15 protein-coding genes and 1 pseudogene are annotated in these 15,004 nt (G+C 72.7%); 8 read left to right on the top strand and 8 right to left on the bottom strand.

Annotated elements, in window-relative coordinates:
• Positions 1–42: 42 nt before the first annotated feature.
• Both ABZ646_RS22990 and ABZ646_RS22985 read left to right on the top strand, forming a co-directional pair.
• Positions 43–387 (top strand): annotated as a pseudogene (locus ABZ646_RS22990) (hypothetical protein); the annotation flags it as partial.
• 121 nt (positions 388–508) lie between these two features.
• Complete coding sequence (locus ABZ646_RS22985) at positions 509–883, top strand: MFS transporter (protein ID WP_360521873.1); 375 nt, start codon at positions 509–511, stop codon at positions 881–883.
• A gap of 16 nt (positions 884–899) precedes the next feature.
• Here ABZ646_RS22985 and ABZ646_RS22980 read toward each other — a convergent pair whose 3' ends face one another.
• Positions 900–1,529, bottom strand: coding sequence for a DedA family protein (locus ABZ646_RS22980; RefSeq protein ID WP_360521867.1), 630 nt, complete (start codon positions 1,527–1,529; stop codon positions 900–902).
• Between the two features lie 130 nt (positions 1,530–1,659).
• Here ABZ646_RS22980 and ABZ646_RS22975 point away from each other — a divergent pair, with 130 nt between their 5' ends.
• Together ABZ646_RS22975 and ABZ646_RS22970 are read left to right on the top strand one after the other, a co-directional pair.
• Positions 1,660–2,202 carry a DUF4232 domain-containing protein gene (locus ABZ646_RS22975; RefSeq protein ID WP_360521864.1) on the top strand — a complete coding sequence of 181 codons (543 nt, stop codon included), beginning with the start codon at positions 1,660–1,662 and terminating at the stop codon, positions 2,200–2,202.
• 484 nt (positions 2,203–2,686) lie between these two features.
• The gene (locus tag ABZ646_RS22970) at positions 2,687–4,078 is read left to right on the top strand and encodes an alpha/beta hydrolase (protein WP_360521861.1); all 1,392 of its coding nucleotides are present in this window, start codon (positions 2,687–2,689) and stop codon (positions 4,076–4,078) included.
• 28 nt (positions 4,079–4,106) lie between these two features.
• Here ABZ646_RS22970 and ABZ646_RS22965 read toward each other — a convergent pair whose 3' ends face one another.
• Together ABZ646_RS22965 and ABZ646_RS22960 are read right to left on the bottom strand one after the other, a co-directional pair.
• Entirely contained in the window at positions 4,107–4,547 is a 441-nt protein-coding gene (locus ABZ646_RS22965) for an ATP-binding protein (RefSeq protein WP_360521858.1), read from the bottom strand.
• A gap of 233 nt (positions 4,548–4,780) precedes the next feature.
• Complete coding sequence (locus ABZ646_RS22960) at positions 4,781–4,954, bottom strand: CsbD family protein (protein WP_132889636.1); 174 nt, start codon at positions 4,952–4,954, stop codon at positions 4,781–4,783.
• 120 nt (positions 4,955–5,074) lie between these two features.
• Between ABZ646_RS22960 and ABZ646_RS22955 the strand changes: the two genes are divergently transcribed.
• From ABZ646_RS22955 to ABZ646_RS22945, 3 genes are read left to right on the top strand one after another with little or no spacing between them, the layout of a single operon-like run.
• A complete protein-coding gene (locus ABZ646_RS22955) occupies positions 5,075–5,878 on the top strand; it encodes an alpha/beta hydrolase (protein WP_360521855.1) in 804 nt (267 codons plus the stop codon).
• On the top strand, positions 5,878–7,164 hold the full coding sequence (locus tag ABZ646_RS22950; protein WP_360521870.1) for a SpoIIE family protein phosphatase: 1,287 nt from the start codon (positions 5,878–5,880) through the stop codon (positions 7,162–7,164). The genes ABZ646_RS22955 and ABZ646_RS22950 overlap by 1 nt, the downstream gene beginning before the upstream one ends.
• Positions 7,161–7,499, top strand: coding sequence for an STAS domain-containing protein (locus tag ABZ646_RS22945; RefSeq protein WP_360521852.1), 339 nt, complete (start codon positions 7,161–7,163; stop codon positions 7,497–7,499). Before ABZ646_RS22950 ends, ABZ646_RS22945 begins: the two co-directional genes overlap by 4 nt.
• A 23-nt stretch (positions 7,500–7,522) precedes the next feature.
• On the opposite strand, the gene ABZ646_RS22940 is transcribed toward ABZ646_RS22945, so the two are convergent.
• From ABZ646_RS22940 to ABZ646_RS22920, 5 genes are all read right to left on the bottom strand, one after another.
• Complete coding sequence (locus ABZ646_RS22940) at positions 7,523–10,186, bottom strand: SpoIIE family protein phosphatase (protein WP_360521849.1); 2,664 nt, start codon at positions 10,184–10,186, stop codon at positions 7,523–7,525.
• Positions 10,187–10,313: 127 nt separating this feature from the next.
• On the bottom strand, positions 10,314–12,431 hold the full coding sequence (locus ABZ646_RS22935) for a serine/threonine-protein kinase (RefSeq protein WP_360521846.1): 2,118 nt from the start codon (positions 12,429–12,431) through the stop codon (positions 10,314–10,316).
• A gap of 129 nt (positions 12,432–12,560) precedes the next feature.
• Positions 12,561–12,905, bottom strand: coding sequence for a hypothetical protein (locus ABZ646_RS22930; protein ID WP_360521843.1), 345 nt, complete (start codon positions 12,903–12,905; stop codon positions 12,561–12,563).
• A gap of 305 nt (positions 12,906–13,210) precedes the next feature.
• Positions 13,211–13,612: a VCBS repeat-containing protein gene (locus ABZ646_RS22925; protein ID WP_360521840.1), complete on the bottom strand. Its 402-nt coding sequence runs from the start codon at positions 13,610–13,612 to the stop codon at positions 13,211–13,213.
• 37 nt (positions 13,613–13,649) lie between these two features.
• On the bottom strand, positions 13,650–14,351 hold the full coding sequence (locus ABZ646_RS22920; RefSeq protein WP_360521837.1) for a TNT domain-containing protein: 702 nt from the start codon (positions 14,349–14,351) through the stop codon (positions 13,650–13,652).
• Between the two features lie 291 nt (positions 14,352–14,642).
• Here ABZ646_RS22920 and ABZ646_RS22915 point away from each other — a divergent pair.
• Positions 14,643–15,004: hypothetical protein (locus tag ABZ646_RS22915; RefSeq protein ID WP_360521834.1), on the top strand; the 362-nt coding region annotated here is incomplete at its 3' end.

Raw genomic sequence — 15,004 nt, 5'->3', positions numbered from 1 at the left:
GCAGGCCGGTGATGAAAGCGGGGAGCGGCCCCTCGTGCTGGGCGCAAGGGCGGTTACACCTCCGGCGTGCGCCCCTCCGCGTACGTCACCGGCAAGGAGAAGAAGCTCAACGCCGCCTCGTACGGCTTCACCGGCAAGATGTCGGAGGCCGAGTACGACCACCTCATAAGCCTCCAGCTGGGCGGCGATCCCAACGACGACCGGAACCTGTGGGTCGAACCGGCCGACCCCGGCCACAAGGACAGCCAGGGGGTGAACAACAGGAAGGACCCGGTGGAGACCAAGCTGCACACCGCGGTCTGCGCCGGCCGGATCACCCTCGCCGCCGCACAGCAGGCGATAGTCACCGACTGGACCACCGCCCTCAGCCGCCTCGGCCTCCAGTGAACCGGCCGCCGTTCCCCCGGCCGCCCCGCCCTCGGTGAGACCAGGCGTAACGTTTGTCCCTGTGTCCGACAGTCGGTCGACAAAACCGCGACTCCCTTCCGGGACCGCCCCGGTGCGGCAGTTGCGGCCGCTGTACGCGGCCGGGTTCACCACCGCCTTCGGGGCGCACGGCGTCGCCGCGAGCCTCGGTGCCGAGGGGGTCGGTTCGCTGCTGGTGCTGGGCGGGCCGCTCGCCCTGTACGACGGCGCCGAGGTGCTGCTGAAGCCGGTGTTCGGCACCCTCGCCGACCGGGTCGGGGCACGGCCCGTCCTGCTCGGCGGGCTCGGGGCCTTCGCCGCCGCGTCCGCGCTGTACGCCCTCGCCGACAGCCCCGGCCTGCTGTGGGCCGCCCGCCTCGGGCAGGGGGCCGCGGCCTCCGCCTTCTCCCCGTCGGCCTCCGCCCTGGTCGGCGCGCTGGTCGCGCTCGTCCGCCGCGGGGCGGCGCCGGGAAGGTGAACGGTCCCCGGGGCGGTCAGTTCTGTGGGTCCCGGTGGCGGCGGCGCCGGACGTGCCGGAGGACCAGGGCGGCGACCAGGACGCCCAGGGCGACGAGGGCGTAGAGCTGGTACCGGGCGATCTCGTCGTAGATGGCCGTGATGTGGGAGCCCGCCGCATAGGACAGGCTCGTCCACAGGCCGACCCACAAGGCGGCGCCCAGGGCGTTGAAGACGAGGAAACGGCGCCAGGGCATCCCGCTGGTGCCCGCGATGATGCCGTTGACCTGGCGCAGTCCCTCGACGAAGCGGGCGACGACGACGATCTTGCCGCCGTGGCGGGTGAAGAACTCCTCGGCGGCCCGGAAGCGCTCCGGGGTCAGGAACACGTACCGGCCCCAGCGGTGTACGACGGCCCGGCCGCCGGTGTGGCCGATCAGGTAGCCGATGTTGTCCCCGGCCACGGCGGCGACGAAGGCGATGACCGCCACGGCCACGATGTTCAGCTGTCCGGCGCCCGCGTAGATCCCGGCGGCGATCAGGACGGTCTCTCCCGGCGCGGGGACCCCGAAGTCCTCGACCAGGACCACGCCACCGACGGCCCAGTAGCCGTAGTGGGTGAGCAGCGGGGCCAGGTGGGCCAACGGCCCGGGCAGAGGCGGCGCCATGCCCCCACCGTACGCGGCGGAAAAGGTTGACCGGCGCACCGAACCTCCGCCGGGCATCGAGCGTCTACAGGTGCGTGGGTGCGCACCGACCTCGCGCACCGAGTCGTATTTGAGGGGAACCGAAGACGCCATGAAGACCAAAATGACCGCCGTGGCCCTTGCGGCGATCGTCGCCGCCGGCACCGCCGTCGCCGCCGTCCCGGCCTCGGCCGCCACCGCCAAGGCCGCGCCGACGCGTTGCCACACCGCCGACCTGAAGGCCGGTTTCGCCACCGGGGACGACGCGAAGCCGGAGATGGGGCGGGCCGGGAAGCAGACGCAGGCGTTCATCTGGTTCACCAACAAGAGCAACCGCACCTGCACCCTGTCCGGCTTCGCCGGTGTCGACATGGTCGGCGCCCAGCGGACCGACGGCACCTGGTCCCTGGTGCGCTCCTCCAAGAGGCCCACGAAGATCACCCTGGGGCGGGGGGACACGACGGACTTCAGCATCAACCTGCTCCCCGTTGCCAGGTCCACGCCGCAGAAGAAGAAGTTCGTCCCCGCGAAGTTCCTGGTCACCCCGCCGAACGAGACGAAGCACTTCACCCTGAAGTGGCCGTTCGGCGGCCAGATCCTGAAGCAGGACGGCGCCACCCACCCGGGCACCTACCTCAACCCGGTCGGACAGTAATCCCCCGCGGCCGCGCGGTCGGGGCTCCAGGAGGGCCTTGACCGCGCGACGCCCGTCCATCGCCCGCACGCGGTCGGGCAGGAAGCGGCGGACGGGTGCCGGGCGGCCGACGAAGCCAACTGCCGCCGGGGCGGGCCGAGTGGGGGCCCGCCCCGGGGACTGGGCGTACCGAGGCGCTCCGGGGCCCAGCCGGCGCCGGCGCCGGCGGTCGGCTCCTTGATCCGGGCGGCACCCTCCTCGCCGCGCTCGCCGGCGATGTCGGCCGCGCCGACTCATGACGATGATTCTCCCGGCGCCCAGGCCAGTCACCCACCGGTCGGCCCCTTCACCGCGACGGTTCGTGGCTCGATACCGGGACACGTGTACGCCAATGTTGTGCATTGCATTGACCGCCGTTAGAAATCGGCCCTACATTCCTCGGTGTCTTGGCTCGGCATTCACCTGAGCACCCGCTCCCCGCCCCCACCCGCAAGGAGCCGCTTCCATGCCCGTCAGCACCCGGCTGCGCACCGCCCTCGCCACCCTCGCCACGCTGGCCACCACGGCCCTCGGCGCCCTGCCCGCGCCCGCCGCCGAGGCGGCCACCCCGGCCGCCGGCAACCTCACCGGCACCCTCTCCGACGGCGCCGCCTGGACGGCGGACGTACCCGAGCACTGGAACGGCACCCTGCTGCTGTTCAGCCACGGCTTCGGCCCGACCGTCGCCAGGGACGCCCCGACCGACGCCGTCCGCACGGAACTGCTGGCCGAGGGCTACGCGCTGGCGGGCTCGTCCTACGACCCCCATGGCTCGATGTGGGCCCTGAACAGCGCCGAACGCGACCAGTTCGCCACCCTCGACGCCGTCACCGCGAAAATCGGCCGACCGCGGCGGACCATCGCCGTCGGCCAGTCCATGGGCGGCCTGGTGAACGCGCAGCTGGCCCGGGACGGCGCCGGCCGCATCGACGGTGCGCTCGGCCAGTGCGGCCTGGTCGCGGGCGGCACGGACCTGGACAACTACCAGCTGGACGCCGAGTACACGATCGCACGGCTGCTCCTGCCCGCGCAGGATGTCAAGCTGGTCCGGTTCGGCTCCGCCGACGAGGCGGCCGCCACCGCGAACCGGCTCACCGCCGCCGTCACCGCCGCGCAGGCCACGCCCCAGGGCCGCGCCCGGATCGCGCTCGCCGCCGCCTTCCTCAACCTGCCCGCCTGGTCACCCGGGAAGACGCGCCCGGCCGCGACCGACTGGGCAGGTCAGGAGGCGCAGCAGTACGACTGGTTCGCGCAGGGCATCCTGGCGTTCGTCGAGGGCGGCCGGTACGCCGTCGAGCAGTCCGTCGGCGGCGACAACTCCTGGAACCGGGGCGTCGACTACGCCCGTCTGCTCGCCGGTTCCGAACACGCGCCCCAGGTCCGCGCCCTGTACCGGGCGGCCGGGCTGGCCCTCGACGCCGACCTGCGGACGCTGACCGAGGGCGCCGACTACGACGCCGATCCCGCCGCGGTCCGTACCGCGCAGCGCACGTCCTCGGCGGGCCAGGGACTCGGGGTGCCCCTGCTCGACGTCCACACCACCGCCGACAACCTCGTCCCGGTGCAGCAGGAGAACCGCTTCGCCGCCCGCGTGCGTGCCGCCGGCGACGGCGCGCTGCTGCGCCAGGCGTACGTCGAGCGCCAGGGCCACTGCACGTTCACCACCGCCGAGACCGTGGCCGCCCTGCACGCCCTCGAACACCGCGTGGACACCGGCCGCTGGGACGACGCCGCGACCCCGGCCGCGCTCCAGAGGTCGGCCACCGCACTGGGCCTGGACGGGGCGGCGTACGTGCCGTACCGCCCGGCACCCCTGACGGTCGGCCGCCCCGACCCGGCACACCCCACCCGCCGCTGACGCCCCGCGGGGCCGCCGCCTGCCGGGTCTAGGAGGCGGCGGACTCGCGCAGGTTCAGGTGGGCGACGACCTGCTTGCCGGTCGCCTGCGCGACGGTGTGCAGCCGGCCGCACAGCCGGTTGACCAGGTGCAGGCCGTGTCCGCCGACCCGGCGGGCGTCGTGGGCGGGCAGTTCGGGTGGTCGGGGGGAGCTGTCGCTCACGGTGATGCGCAGCAGGTCCGCGTCGGGTGACACCTCCAGTGCCAGAGCCGCCGGGCCGGGTGCGTGCCGCAGCGCGTTGGTGACCAGTTCGCTGACGACGAGCTGGGCGTCCTGACTCGGCCGGTCACCTGGGTCGTGGCCGGCCCGGGCCAGCAGCGTGCGCACCGCGGTCCGGGCGTCCGCGACCGATGCGTCCGCCGCGTCCCAGGCGACGCTGTAACGCAGGGGCGCTGCGCGTTCCTGTTCGTCCGATGCCCGGTTCTTCAACGGGGTGACCATAGAACTCTTCCCGTGGGTCGTCCTTGGCGTCCTTGCCTTCCCTGTCTTCTCTTCCTCGCCTCCCGTGTCCCCTCGTCGCGGGCTCTTACCGTCGCTTCAGCTCATTTACCCGAAATCCCCTTGTTCATGGGAGGTGACCGGTGAGGCGGCCGGTGCCGGAGGAACGAGCAGGGCCCTCCCGGATCGTTCCGGGAGGGCCCTGGGCATGGGTGGCGAAGACCTCAGTGCTTGAACGCGTCCTTGGTCTTCTCCTTGGCCTCACGAGCGTCACCCTTGCTCTTCTCCGCCTGTCCCTCGGCGGCCATGCGGTCGTTGCCGACGGCGTTCCCCAGCGTCTCCTTGGTCTTCCCCTCGGCCTGCTCGGTCTTCGCCTTGGCCTTCTCGCCGGCAGTCATGGAACATGCCTCCTTCTGGACATCGGTGCCGCTGTCTCGGTAGAGCCGCGGGTTCCCCGCCTTGCCCGGCGGAAACGGGGCACTCACCGGGAACAGCGAGGTATCTGAAAGGGTGAGGTCATGGATGTCGATCGCAGGAACAACGTCACGGTCGTCGGCAACCCGCAGGGGCCGACGGTGGTGCTCGCGCACGGGTTCGGCTGCGATCAGAACATGTGGCGGCTGACGGTGCCCGCCCTGGCCGAGGACCACCGGGTGGTGCTCTTCGACTACGTGGGCTCGGGCCGTTCCGACCTGACCGCGTTCTCGGCCGACCGCTACTCCTCACTGGACGGCTACGCCCAGGACGTGGCCGAGGTGTGCGCGGCGCTCGACCTGCGCGACGCGGTGTTCGTGGGGCACTCGGTCAGCGCCATGATCGGGGTACTGGCCGCCGGCCTGGTTCCCGAACGCATCGGCGCGCTGGTGATGATCGCCCCGTCGCCGCGGTACATCGACGACGACGGCTACCGGGGCGGCTTCACCGCCGACGACATCGACGAGCTGCTGGCCGCGCTGGAGTCGAACTACCTGGGCTGGTCGACGACGATGGCACCGGTGATCATGGGCAACCCGGAACGCCCCGAGCTGGGCGAGGAGCTGGCCAACAGCTTCTGCGCCACCCACCCGGACATGGCGCGGGTCTTCGCCCGGACCACGTTCCTCTCGGACTCCAGGGACGACCTCAAGACCGTGAGCGTGCCGACGCTGGTGCTGGAGTGCACCCAGGACGCCATCGCGCCCCGCGAGGTGGGCGCCTTCGTCCACCGGTCGATCCCGGGGTCGACGCTGGTCACCCTCGACGCCACCGGGCACTGCCCGCACCTGTCCGCACCGGAGGCCACCAACCAGGCGATCACCGCCTTCCTGGCGGGCCTGCGATGATGTGCCGGACCGGGCAGCAGCCCGAGCCACAGGACGCGGACGGCCAGCAGGCCGCGAACGCGGCGTTCGCCGCCCTGCTGGAGGACAGTGCCGAGGAACTCTACGAGAGCGCCCCGTGCGGATACCTGTCCACGCTGATGGACGGCACCATCGCCAAGATCAACACCACTCTGCTGGGCTGGCTCGGCCTGGAACGGGAGGCGGTGGTGGGCCGGATGCGGTTCACCGACCTGCTGACCGTGGGCGGCAGGCTCTACCACGAGACGCACTTCGCGCCGCTGCTGCGGATGCGGGGCGAGATCGGCGGCATCGCCCTGGAGCTCAGGCGGCCCGGCGGCACGCGGATGCCGGTACTGGTGTCGTCCGCGGTCAAACACGGCGAGGACGGCCGGCCCCAGCTGATCCGTACGACCGTCTTCGACGCCCGGGACCGCCGCGCCTACGAGGAGGAACTCCTGCGCGCCCGCCGGGCGGCGGAGGAGGCCCGTGAGCAGGCCGAGGCCGATCGCGCCCGGCTGCAGGACGCCCTCGCCGTCCTCCAGCAGTCGCTGCTGCCCGACTCGCTGCCCCAGGTGCCCGGCATGGAGGCGGCCGCCCACTACCGCACCGCCTCCCCCGACCGGCTCGGCGGCGACTTCTACGACCTGTTCCCCGTGGACGGCAAACGCTTCGGCTTCTTCCTCGGCGACGTGTGCGGCAAGGGCCCGCAGGCCGCCGCCGTCACCTCGCTGACCCGCTACACGCTGCGCGCGGCCGCCCTGCACGACCCCGACCCGGTCACCGCCCTGACCACCCTCAACAGGGTGCTCCACGAGCGGTACACGGGCGGCGATCCGCGCTACTGCACCACCATATTCGGCATCGCCGAGCCCGATCCCGCGACCGGACAGGCCACCGTCACCCTCGCCTCCGGCGGACACCCCCCGGCCCTCGTCCTGCGGGCGGACGGCACCGCCGACTTCCTGCCCACCCCCGGCGGCCTCCTCGTCGGCATCGTGCCGGCCGCGCACTTCGCCACCGCCACCACCACGCTGCGGCCGGGGGACACCCTCCTCCTGTACAGCGACGGCGTCACCGAGGCCAGGACCGGTGCGGACCGCAGCTCCCTGTACGGCGACGACGCGCTCCGCGCCTTCGCCGCCGACCACGCCGGCCGGCCCCCGCACGCCGTCGTCCAGGCCCTGACCGGCCTGCTGGACGGCTTCGGCGACGGACTCGACGACGACACCGCCCTGCTCGCCCTCGGCGTCCCCACCGCCGCGTCCCTCACGAAGAACACGAAATGAGCCCTCTGCACCTCACCACCCGCGACACCCCGACGGGCCCCGTCCTCGAGGTCCTCGGCGAACTCGACCACACCACCGCCGCCCGACTGAACGACCTGGTCGCCGCCCTCCCCCTGCGACCGGGCCAGGACCTGGTCCTGGACCTGGCCGGGATGGAGTTCTGCGACTCGAGCGGCATCACCGCCCTGATCGCCGCACGCAACCACGCGCACGCCGCCCGGGCCGGCATCGCGCTCGCCGCCGTCCCCGCCCACACCCTGCGCGTGCTCAGGATCGTCGGCCTCGACCAGATCTTCCCCATCCTCCCGGACCGCCCCGCGGCCACCGGGCCCTGAGAACCCCGGGCACGTCAGGCGCGTCAGGACGGTGCGGCGAGGCGATGTTCGGTCCAGATGACCTTGCCCTCGGAGGTGTAGCGGGTCCCCCACCGGTCGGCGAACTGGGCCACCAGGAAGAGGCCGCGGCCGCCCTCCTCCGTGGTGGTGGCCCGGCGCAGGTGCGGGGACACGCTGCTGCCGTCGGAGACCTCGCAGATGAGGCTGCGGTCGTGGATCAGCCGGACCCCGATGGGGCCGGTCGCGTACCGGATGGCGTTGGTGACCAGCTCGCTGAGGGTCAGCTCCAGGGTGAACGCCTCCTCCTCCAGCCCCCAGTCCCGCAGGATCCCGGTGGCGGCCGCACGCACCCCGGCGACCGCCGACGGGTCGGACGGCACCTCCCAGCACACGGTGTGCTCCGCGTCGAGCAGCCGGGTGCGGGCGACGACCAGGGCCACGTCGTCACGCGGCGGTCCGGGCGGCATGGTGTCCATCGCGGCCCGGCACATCTGGTCCGGCGTGCGTCCCGCCGGTTCGACGGCACGGCGGAGGCGTTCGATGCGCTCGTCGATGTCGTGCCGCCGGTCCTCCACCAGACCGTCGGTGTAGAGGACGATGCTGCTGCCCTCGGGCAGGAGCACCTCGGTCTTCTCGTACGGCAGCCCGCCCAGCCCCAACGGCGGGCCGGCCACCGCCCCGGACAGGCGGGCGCGGCCGTCCGGGTGCACGAGGACGGGTTCCAGGTGGCCCGCCCTGGCCATCGTGCACCGGCCGGACACCGGGTCGTAGATCGCGTACAGACAGGTGGCGCCGGTGAGCGTCGGGGTTCCGCCGTCCCCCTCCCGGTCCTGGTCGATGCGGGTGACCAGCTCGTCCAGGTGCCAGAGGAGTTCGTCGGGCGGCAGGTCGAGCGTGGACAGGTTCTGGACGGCGGTACGCAGCTGGCCCATGGTGGCGGCGGCGTGCAGCCCGTGTCCCACGACGTCGCCCACCACGATGGCGACCCGCGCCCCCGGCAGGGGTATGACGTCGAACCAGTCGCCGCCGACACCGCCGAGCCCCGCCTCGGCCGGGACGTAGCGGTGCGCCACGTCGACCGCGTTCTGCTCCGGCAGGGCGTGCGGCAGCAGGCTGCGCTGCAGCGTCACCGCCATGGTGTGCTCCCGCGCGAAGCGGCGGGCGTTGTCGATGCTCACCGCCGCGCGGGCGACCAGCTCCTCCGCGAGGGAGAGGTCCTCGTGGGTGAAGGGCGCCGGCTCCTTGGAACGCCAGAAGGTGACCACGCCGAGGATCACACCGCGGGCCCGCAGCGGAGCGGTGACCATGGAGTGGACGCCGCGGGCCACCAGCCGCCGAGCGCGGTCCGGGTCCTGTCCCTGCCAGCCGGAGAAGGCCGCCAGGTCGGCCTCCAGCGCCATCCGCCCGGAACCGAAGCACGACGCCTGCGGGGTCGCGGGGCCGAAGCGGATGAGCTCACCGGCCGGGTAGAACGGTATGTCCGGCCGGGCACCGCCCAGTGCGACACGGCGCAGCTCCACGGCGTCCAGGGCGGTGGGTTCCTCGCCGCGCAGCACGGCGTCGGCCAGGTCGACGGTGACGTGGTCGGCGAACCCGGACACGGCGAACTCCGCCAGTTCCTCGGCGGTGCGGTGCACGTCGAGGGTGGTGCCGATGCGTATCCCGGCGTCGTACAGCAGTCTGAGCCGTCCCTGGACCAGCTCCACCCGGCCCATCAGGGCGCTGAGTTCGGTCGTGTCCCGCAGCGTGGCGACCCAGCCGCCCGGTTCCGCCGGGGCCGCGGGGCGCTGGCTGACCGCCAGCAGCCGGTCGCCGACCTCGATCACCTCGTCCGTGGTCACCCTGCCGGACAGCAGGAGCTGTTCGGCCCCCGGGTCGAGCCCGAGGTCCGTGACGGACCGGCCGTCCAGGTCGGCCCCGAGCCCGAGCAGGCGCCTCGCCTCGTCGTTGGCCAACAGCAGCCGGCCCTGCGGGTCGACGATGAGGACACCTTCGCGTACCGCGTGCAGCACGGCGTCGTGGTGCTCGTACATGCGCGTCATCTGCACCGGTCCGAGGCCATGGGTCTGGTGGCTCAGGCGCCTGCCGATCAGCGCGCTTCCCCCGGTGGCCGCCGTGAGCACCAGCCCCGCGGCCGTCAGGACGAGCGGCATCTCACGTCCGGCCGCCAGGGTCACCTGATGGACGGTGATGCCCGCGGACACCAGTCCGACGACCTTCCCCCCGGTACCGGTCACCGGAACCACCGTCCGGACGGAGGGGCCCAGCGTCCCGGCGGTGGTCTCGGTGACGATTCCGCCGTGCAGCGCCGGGGCGATGCTGCCGATGAAGTGCTGCCCGATCCGGGCCGGGTCCGGGTGGGTGTAGCGGATGCCGGTGGGGCTCATCACGACGACGAAGTCCACGCCGGAGAGCTTGCGGGTCTCCTCGGCCTGCTGCTGGAGCGCGGCGCCCGGACGGCCGTCCGTCAACGCCCGCCGCACCGAGGGGTCCGAGGCGACGGAGGCCGCCACGGCGAGGGAGCGCTTCTGCGCCTCGTGCTCGGCATCGCTCCGCGACTCCAGCAGGAGCGCGACGACCGCGGCCGCCACGATGACCAGGACGACCACGACCTGCAGACCGAACATCTGGCCGGCGACGCTGCGTATCCCGTGCCGGGACCACAACCGCCGGAGCAGTTGGTGCATACCGCTCATATAACACTAAAGACGTAAGGCGACATCACCCCCTGAACCGCACGGCTTACCCCACGCAAGCGCCGCGTGCCCGTACGGGTGCCGTCGGTGACGGGAGCCGAGGACCGTCAGAGGCCCGTCAGGTTGGCCCGTCCGGGCTCCGGGAGAAGGCCGTGTCACCGGCCGTCGCCACGATCGCGTCCTTGACCAGCAGCACGCGCGGCGGATCGGCCTGCGCCTTGTCCCCGGGGTCGGCCAGCGCCGAGGTGCGCCAGATCTCCGCTCCGGTGCGGCTGTCCAGCGCCAGCAGCCGGCCGAAGCGGTTGGAGAAGTAGACCCGCCCGTACGTCGTCGACACCGCGGGCGCGGACAGGCTCTCCACGTCCGTCACCCGCTGCCAGAGCTGCCTGCCGTCGGCCGCCGACACCGCGGTCACCGACCCGTCGGACCGGACGAAGTAGACGACGCCGTCCACGAGGGTGGCCGCGCCGGCCAGCGGATGCGCCAGCGGTGTCCGCCTGACCTGACCGGTTTCCGGAGCCACCCGCAACAGCGCGTTGTACGGCCGTTCGTACCCGGCTTCGTACACGTCCTTCGCGGTCCCCGGGGCGAGGAACAGGGGTTGCCCGCCGACCGCGCCGAGCGCCTGCGCCTTCTCGGGCAGGGTGGCCGTCTCGCTCAGGCTGCCGGGTCCGAGCCTCATCAGCTCGACGGGGGCCTGACCGGCCTCCGTGCCCTTCGAGCACAGGGCGTAGGGGACGCCGCCCAGCGCCGACGGAGTGCAGTACTCGTCCAGCGAGGGCGCCCGCCACAGTTCCTTGCCGGAAGCACCGTAGGCCACGAACGACGCGTGGTCGGGGGACAGGGTCAGCAGTCCGCCGTCGTACAGGACCGCGTCCTCGGAACGACTGATGTCGCGTTGCCAACGCCGGTGCCCGGTACCGGCGTCGAGGGCCACCACGCGCCTGGTCCGGTCGTCCGGTTCCTCGTACATGTAGACCAGGCCGCCGCGGACGCCGACCGGCTGCGCCCCCTGCGGGCGGGTGCCGCTGCGCCACAGGATGCGGCCCGAGGCCGGGTCGATCCTGGCGGCCGTGAAGCCGGTACCGCCGCAGAACAGGGCGCTTGTGTCGGTGACGCATCCGGGGCTGCCGTAGTCGAGCGGGATGCCCCGCACGTCGTACCGCAACTGCTTCTGCCACGGCCGCCAGCCGTCGGGCAGCGTCGCGGCGCGGGTGGCGGCGGCGGTGGCGGTGCCGGACGGATCCGACCCGAAGGCGGCGACCGCGGCACCGAGCACGGCGACGGCCAGCGTCGCACCGAGGGCGGTGAGCAGCATCCGGGCGCGGCGCCGTCCGCCGGTGCGGGGCACGGTGGTGGCCGCGCCCCCCGCGGCCGGGCGGGCCCGGCGTTTCACGGAGGGGGTCGTCCGGGACCAGGCGGCGTCGGACTCCGGCAGTTCCTGGAGCATGCGGTGCACGTCCGTCAGTTCCGGCCGTGCCGCGGGGTCCTTGTCCAGGCAGCGCTCGACGACACCCAGGAGCGCTTCGGGCACCCCGCCGAGGTCCGGGGTTCCGAACACCACCTGATAGCCGGTGATGTACGGGCTGTCGGCGTCGAACGGTCCCGTGCCGACGGCCGCGAACACCAGCAGCGACCCCAGCGAGAACACGTCCGAGGCCGGGGTGACGTCCCGGGGGGAGGACAGTTGTTCCGGCGACATGAAGGGAGGGGTGCCGATCATCCGCCCGGTCGTGGTGAGGCGCTGGTTGTCGGCGGCCCGCGAGATGCCGAAGTCGATGACGCGCGGACCGTCCCCGGTCATCAGCACGTTGCCCGGCTTGAGGTCCCGGTGCACCAGGCCCGCCCGGTGGATGTCGCGCAGCGCCTCGGTGAGCCCCAGCCCCAGCGCCCGCAGGTCCGGTCCGCGCAGCGGGCCGTCCCGCTCGACGACCTCGGCGAGGTTGAGGCCCGGCACGTAGAGCGTCGCCATCCAGGGCCGGTCGGCGTCCGGGTCGGCGTCCAGGACCGGCGCGGTGAAGGCACCGCTCACTCTGCGCGCCGCCGCGATCTCCTGCCGGAAGCGCGTCCGGAACTCGTCCTCCTGGGCATACGGCTCGTGCACGAGCTTGACCGCGACCTGCCGTCCCGAGGTGGAGACTCCCAGGTAGACGACTCCCATGCCGCCCGCCCCGAGCCGGCCGAGAAGGGTGTACCCGCCTATGGAGCGCGGGTCCCCGCTGCTCAGGGGCGTCATCTCCGCTCGTCCTTCCCAGCGCCTGCCTGCCTCACGGGGATCAGCGTAGGGCCTGCCGCCGCGGGGGCCGACGCGGCGCGGTGTGCGGCACCGTCGCCGGCACCGCACACCGCGTTCTCGATCGTCTGCTCAACGACCGCCGTGGCCTCCGCCGCCACCGCCGTGATCACCGCCGCCACCGCCGTGATCACCGCCGCCACCGCCGTGGTCACCGCCGCCACCGCCGTGGTCACCGCCGTAACCGCCATGGTCACCGCCGTAACCGCCATGGTCACCGCCGTAACCGCCGTGGTCACCGCCGTAGCAGTCGCCGCCCCACCAGTCGTCACAGTCACGGTTGAAGTGGTGGGAATAGGAGGAGTCGTGAACCGGAGCCGCCATCGCGGTCCCGGCCGCGCCGATCGCGGCTCCGCCGGCCAGCAGGGCGCCGGCAGCGGCGGCCGCGAAGAGGCGCTTCGCGCGCTGAGTGTGCATGGCTGGACCTTTCTTGCCTCTTCTCGCGCCACAGGAAGGTGCGAGATGGATGGCCGCGCCTCGTATGAGCCTCGTATGAGGGGAATGCGACGCGGTCCCGGGCGTCGCCGCACGATGAGGGGGGCACGTTCCGGCCTGCGACCGGGGCTCCGTGGAGGGCCCTGCCGGACGGGGCGTACCCCGTTCCGCGGCTTCACCGCTCATAACCAGCCTCGTCCGCGCCCGACGCCCCCGCCAGGGCCGAACGGCTCCGGCTCCCGGGCCGAACGGCCTCGGCCCGCGCCTACGAGGGCGGGGGCCCGCCCCTACGAAAGGGACCTGTGGCCGCTCCAGCCGCTCGCGAGCTGCGTCCGCCCGCCGAACGAGCCCTTCCCGTCCCCGTTGTTGCGCCTCACTCTGCCGCCGGTGTCGCGGGAGACCAGGTCCGGCCGGCCGTCGTCCGCCGCCAGCGGGTGCTCACCGGCGCTCGCCAGCACGGTCCGCTGCACCGAGGGATCGTCGACGTCGGCCGCGAGCAGCCGGGAGCCGGGCGCGCCGGAGGACAACGGCAGCAGCAGCCAGTCGCCGGCCAGGACGGGGTCGCCGTCGAGCAGGCCCGGATCCGCGGGCAGCGTGACGACCTGCTCGGCGGCGGTGAGGTCGGTGCGGGACTTCAGGTGCAGTTCGGCGGTGCCGGACCGGTACCAGCCGACGCGGTCCTCGCTCATCACCCTTCGCTTCACTTGCTGATCAGCTGCCCCTGCGTCACGGGGCAGTGATCTCCTTCAGCTTCCCGGCCTGGATCAGGTCCCCGACGGTGGTGCTCGTGTAGTACTGGGTGCCCAGCCCGGGCTGGGAGAACCAGGGCCTGGCCTGCCCGGCCTCGACGGTGAACGGCGCGAGCACCTCGTAGAGGTGGTAATTGAACTGAGGGTTCGCGGAGTTGTACTCGTCCAGGTTGCTCGGTGGGATCGCGCGCTTGGCGTACGGCGTGCCTTGCGGTGCGAGGAAGTGGCCCGTGTCGCCTCCGCCGAAGAGGTCCACCCGCTGTCCCTGCCGGAGCGTCAGCGACCGTTCCACGGGGCGGCCGTCGCGGAGCACGAACCCGTGGTTGTCCGGGTACCACCAGCCGCCGACCTGCAGCGTCGGCTGGTTCTGCGGATTCGTCTGCCAGTAGCAGCCGAGGAACCAGTACCGCGATGTGGGGCCCGTCGGGCGGTAGTCCCGCAGCAGCCTTCCGATCGGGCCGGTGCTGGGGAGCTTCTCGGGGCCGAGCCGCCAGTCACCGTCGTGGTAGGCCTCCAGCTGCGGGTACGGCGCCGTGGTCCGGGAGGTGTCCCGATGCCCGGTCGGGCAGGAGGCGCCGTTGCGGTTCTGGTTCTCCGCGGCCTGGGCGGTGGCGGGTGAGAGGCCGATCAGCAGGAGCGCCAGCAGCACTCCCTCTGCGATTCTGCGCAGTAGGCGCATCCGATGTCTCCAGCCGTGCGACCCCCCTTGGACGGCGTTCATTTCAGCCGCTCATCCTCACGGGCTTGCGGAGGCCGTCATGGTTGATCACTCGACTGGCGGCGCATGTACGCACGGTCGGCCGAACGGCGGTTCGGTACGAGGCCCCCGACGGCAGGTCGGCCACATGGAGCATGATCGAAATGCGGCCGGCGTCACACGACTCGACGATGTGGCTGTAGGGCGGAGTGCACGAGGTTGCCTGTGCAGCCGAGCACTCCGCTGAGTCATGCGTCGAAGAAAGAGGAAACCATGACGGCAGCGACGGAGACTCCCACTCGCGAGAAGGCCGGAACAGGCCAGGAAGAGTTCGGCGAGGAATCCGCCTTCGGCCCACTTCTGCTGGCGGCGTTGCTCTCCCGGCGTGAGGAGCGCGGCGAGGAACCGATCATCGAGCACCCGCTCCTCCTGGCCGCGCTCGCGCGGCGCCGCGAGGAGGGCGGTGAGGAACCGATCATCGAGCACCCCCTGCTGCTCGCGGCGCTCATGAACCGCCGCCGCGAGGGGCACGGTGAGGAGTCGTTCATCGAGCACCCGCTGCTCCTCGCCGCACTCATGCACCGCCGCCGCGAGGAGCGCGGCGAGTCGCTGATCCAGCACCCCCTCCTCCTCGC

It is taken from the genome of Streptomyces sp. NPDC007162 (assembly GCF_040634175.1).
Classification (GTDB): domain Bacteria; phylum Actinomycetota; class Actinomycetes; order Streptomycetales; family Streptomycetaceae; genus Streptomyces.
The sequence above is the reverse complement of the archived record's forward strand: the minus strand, read 5'-3'. Positions and strand labels throughout refer to the sequence as shown.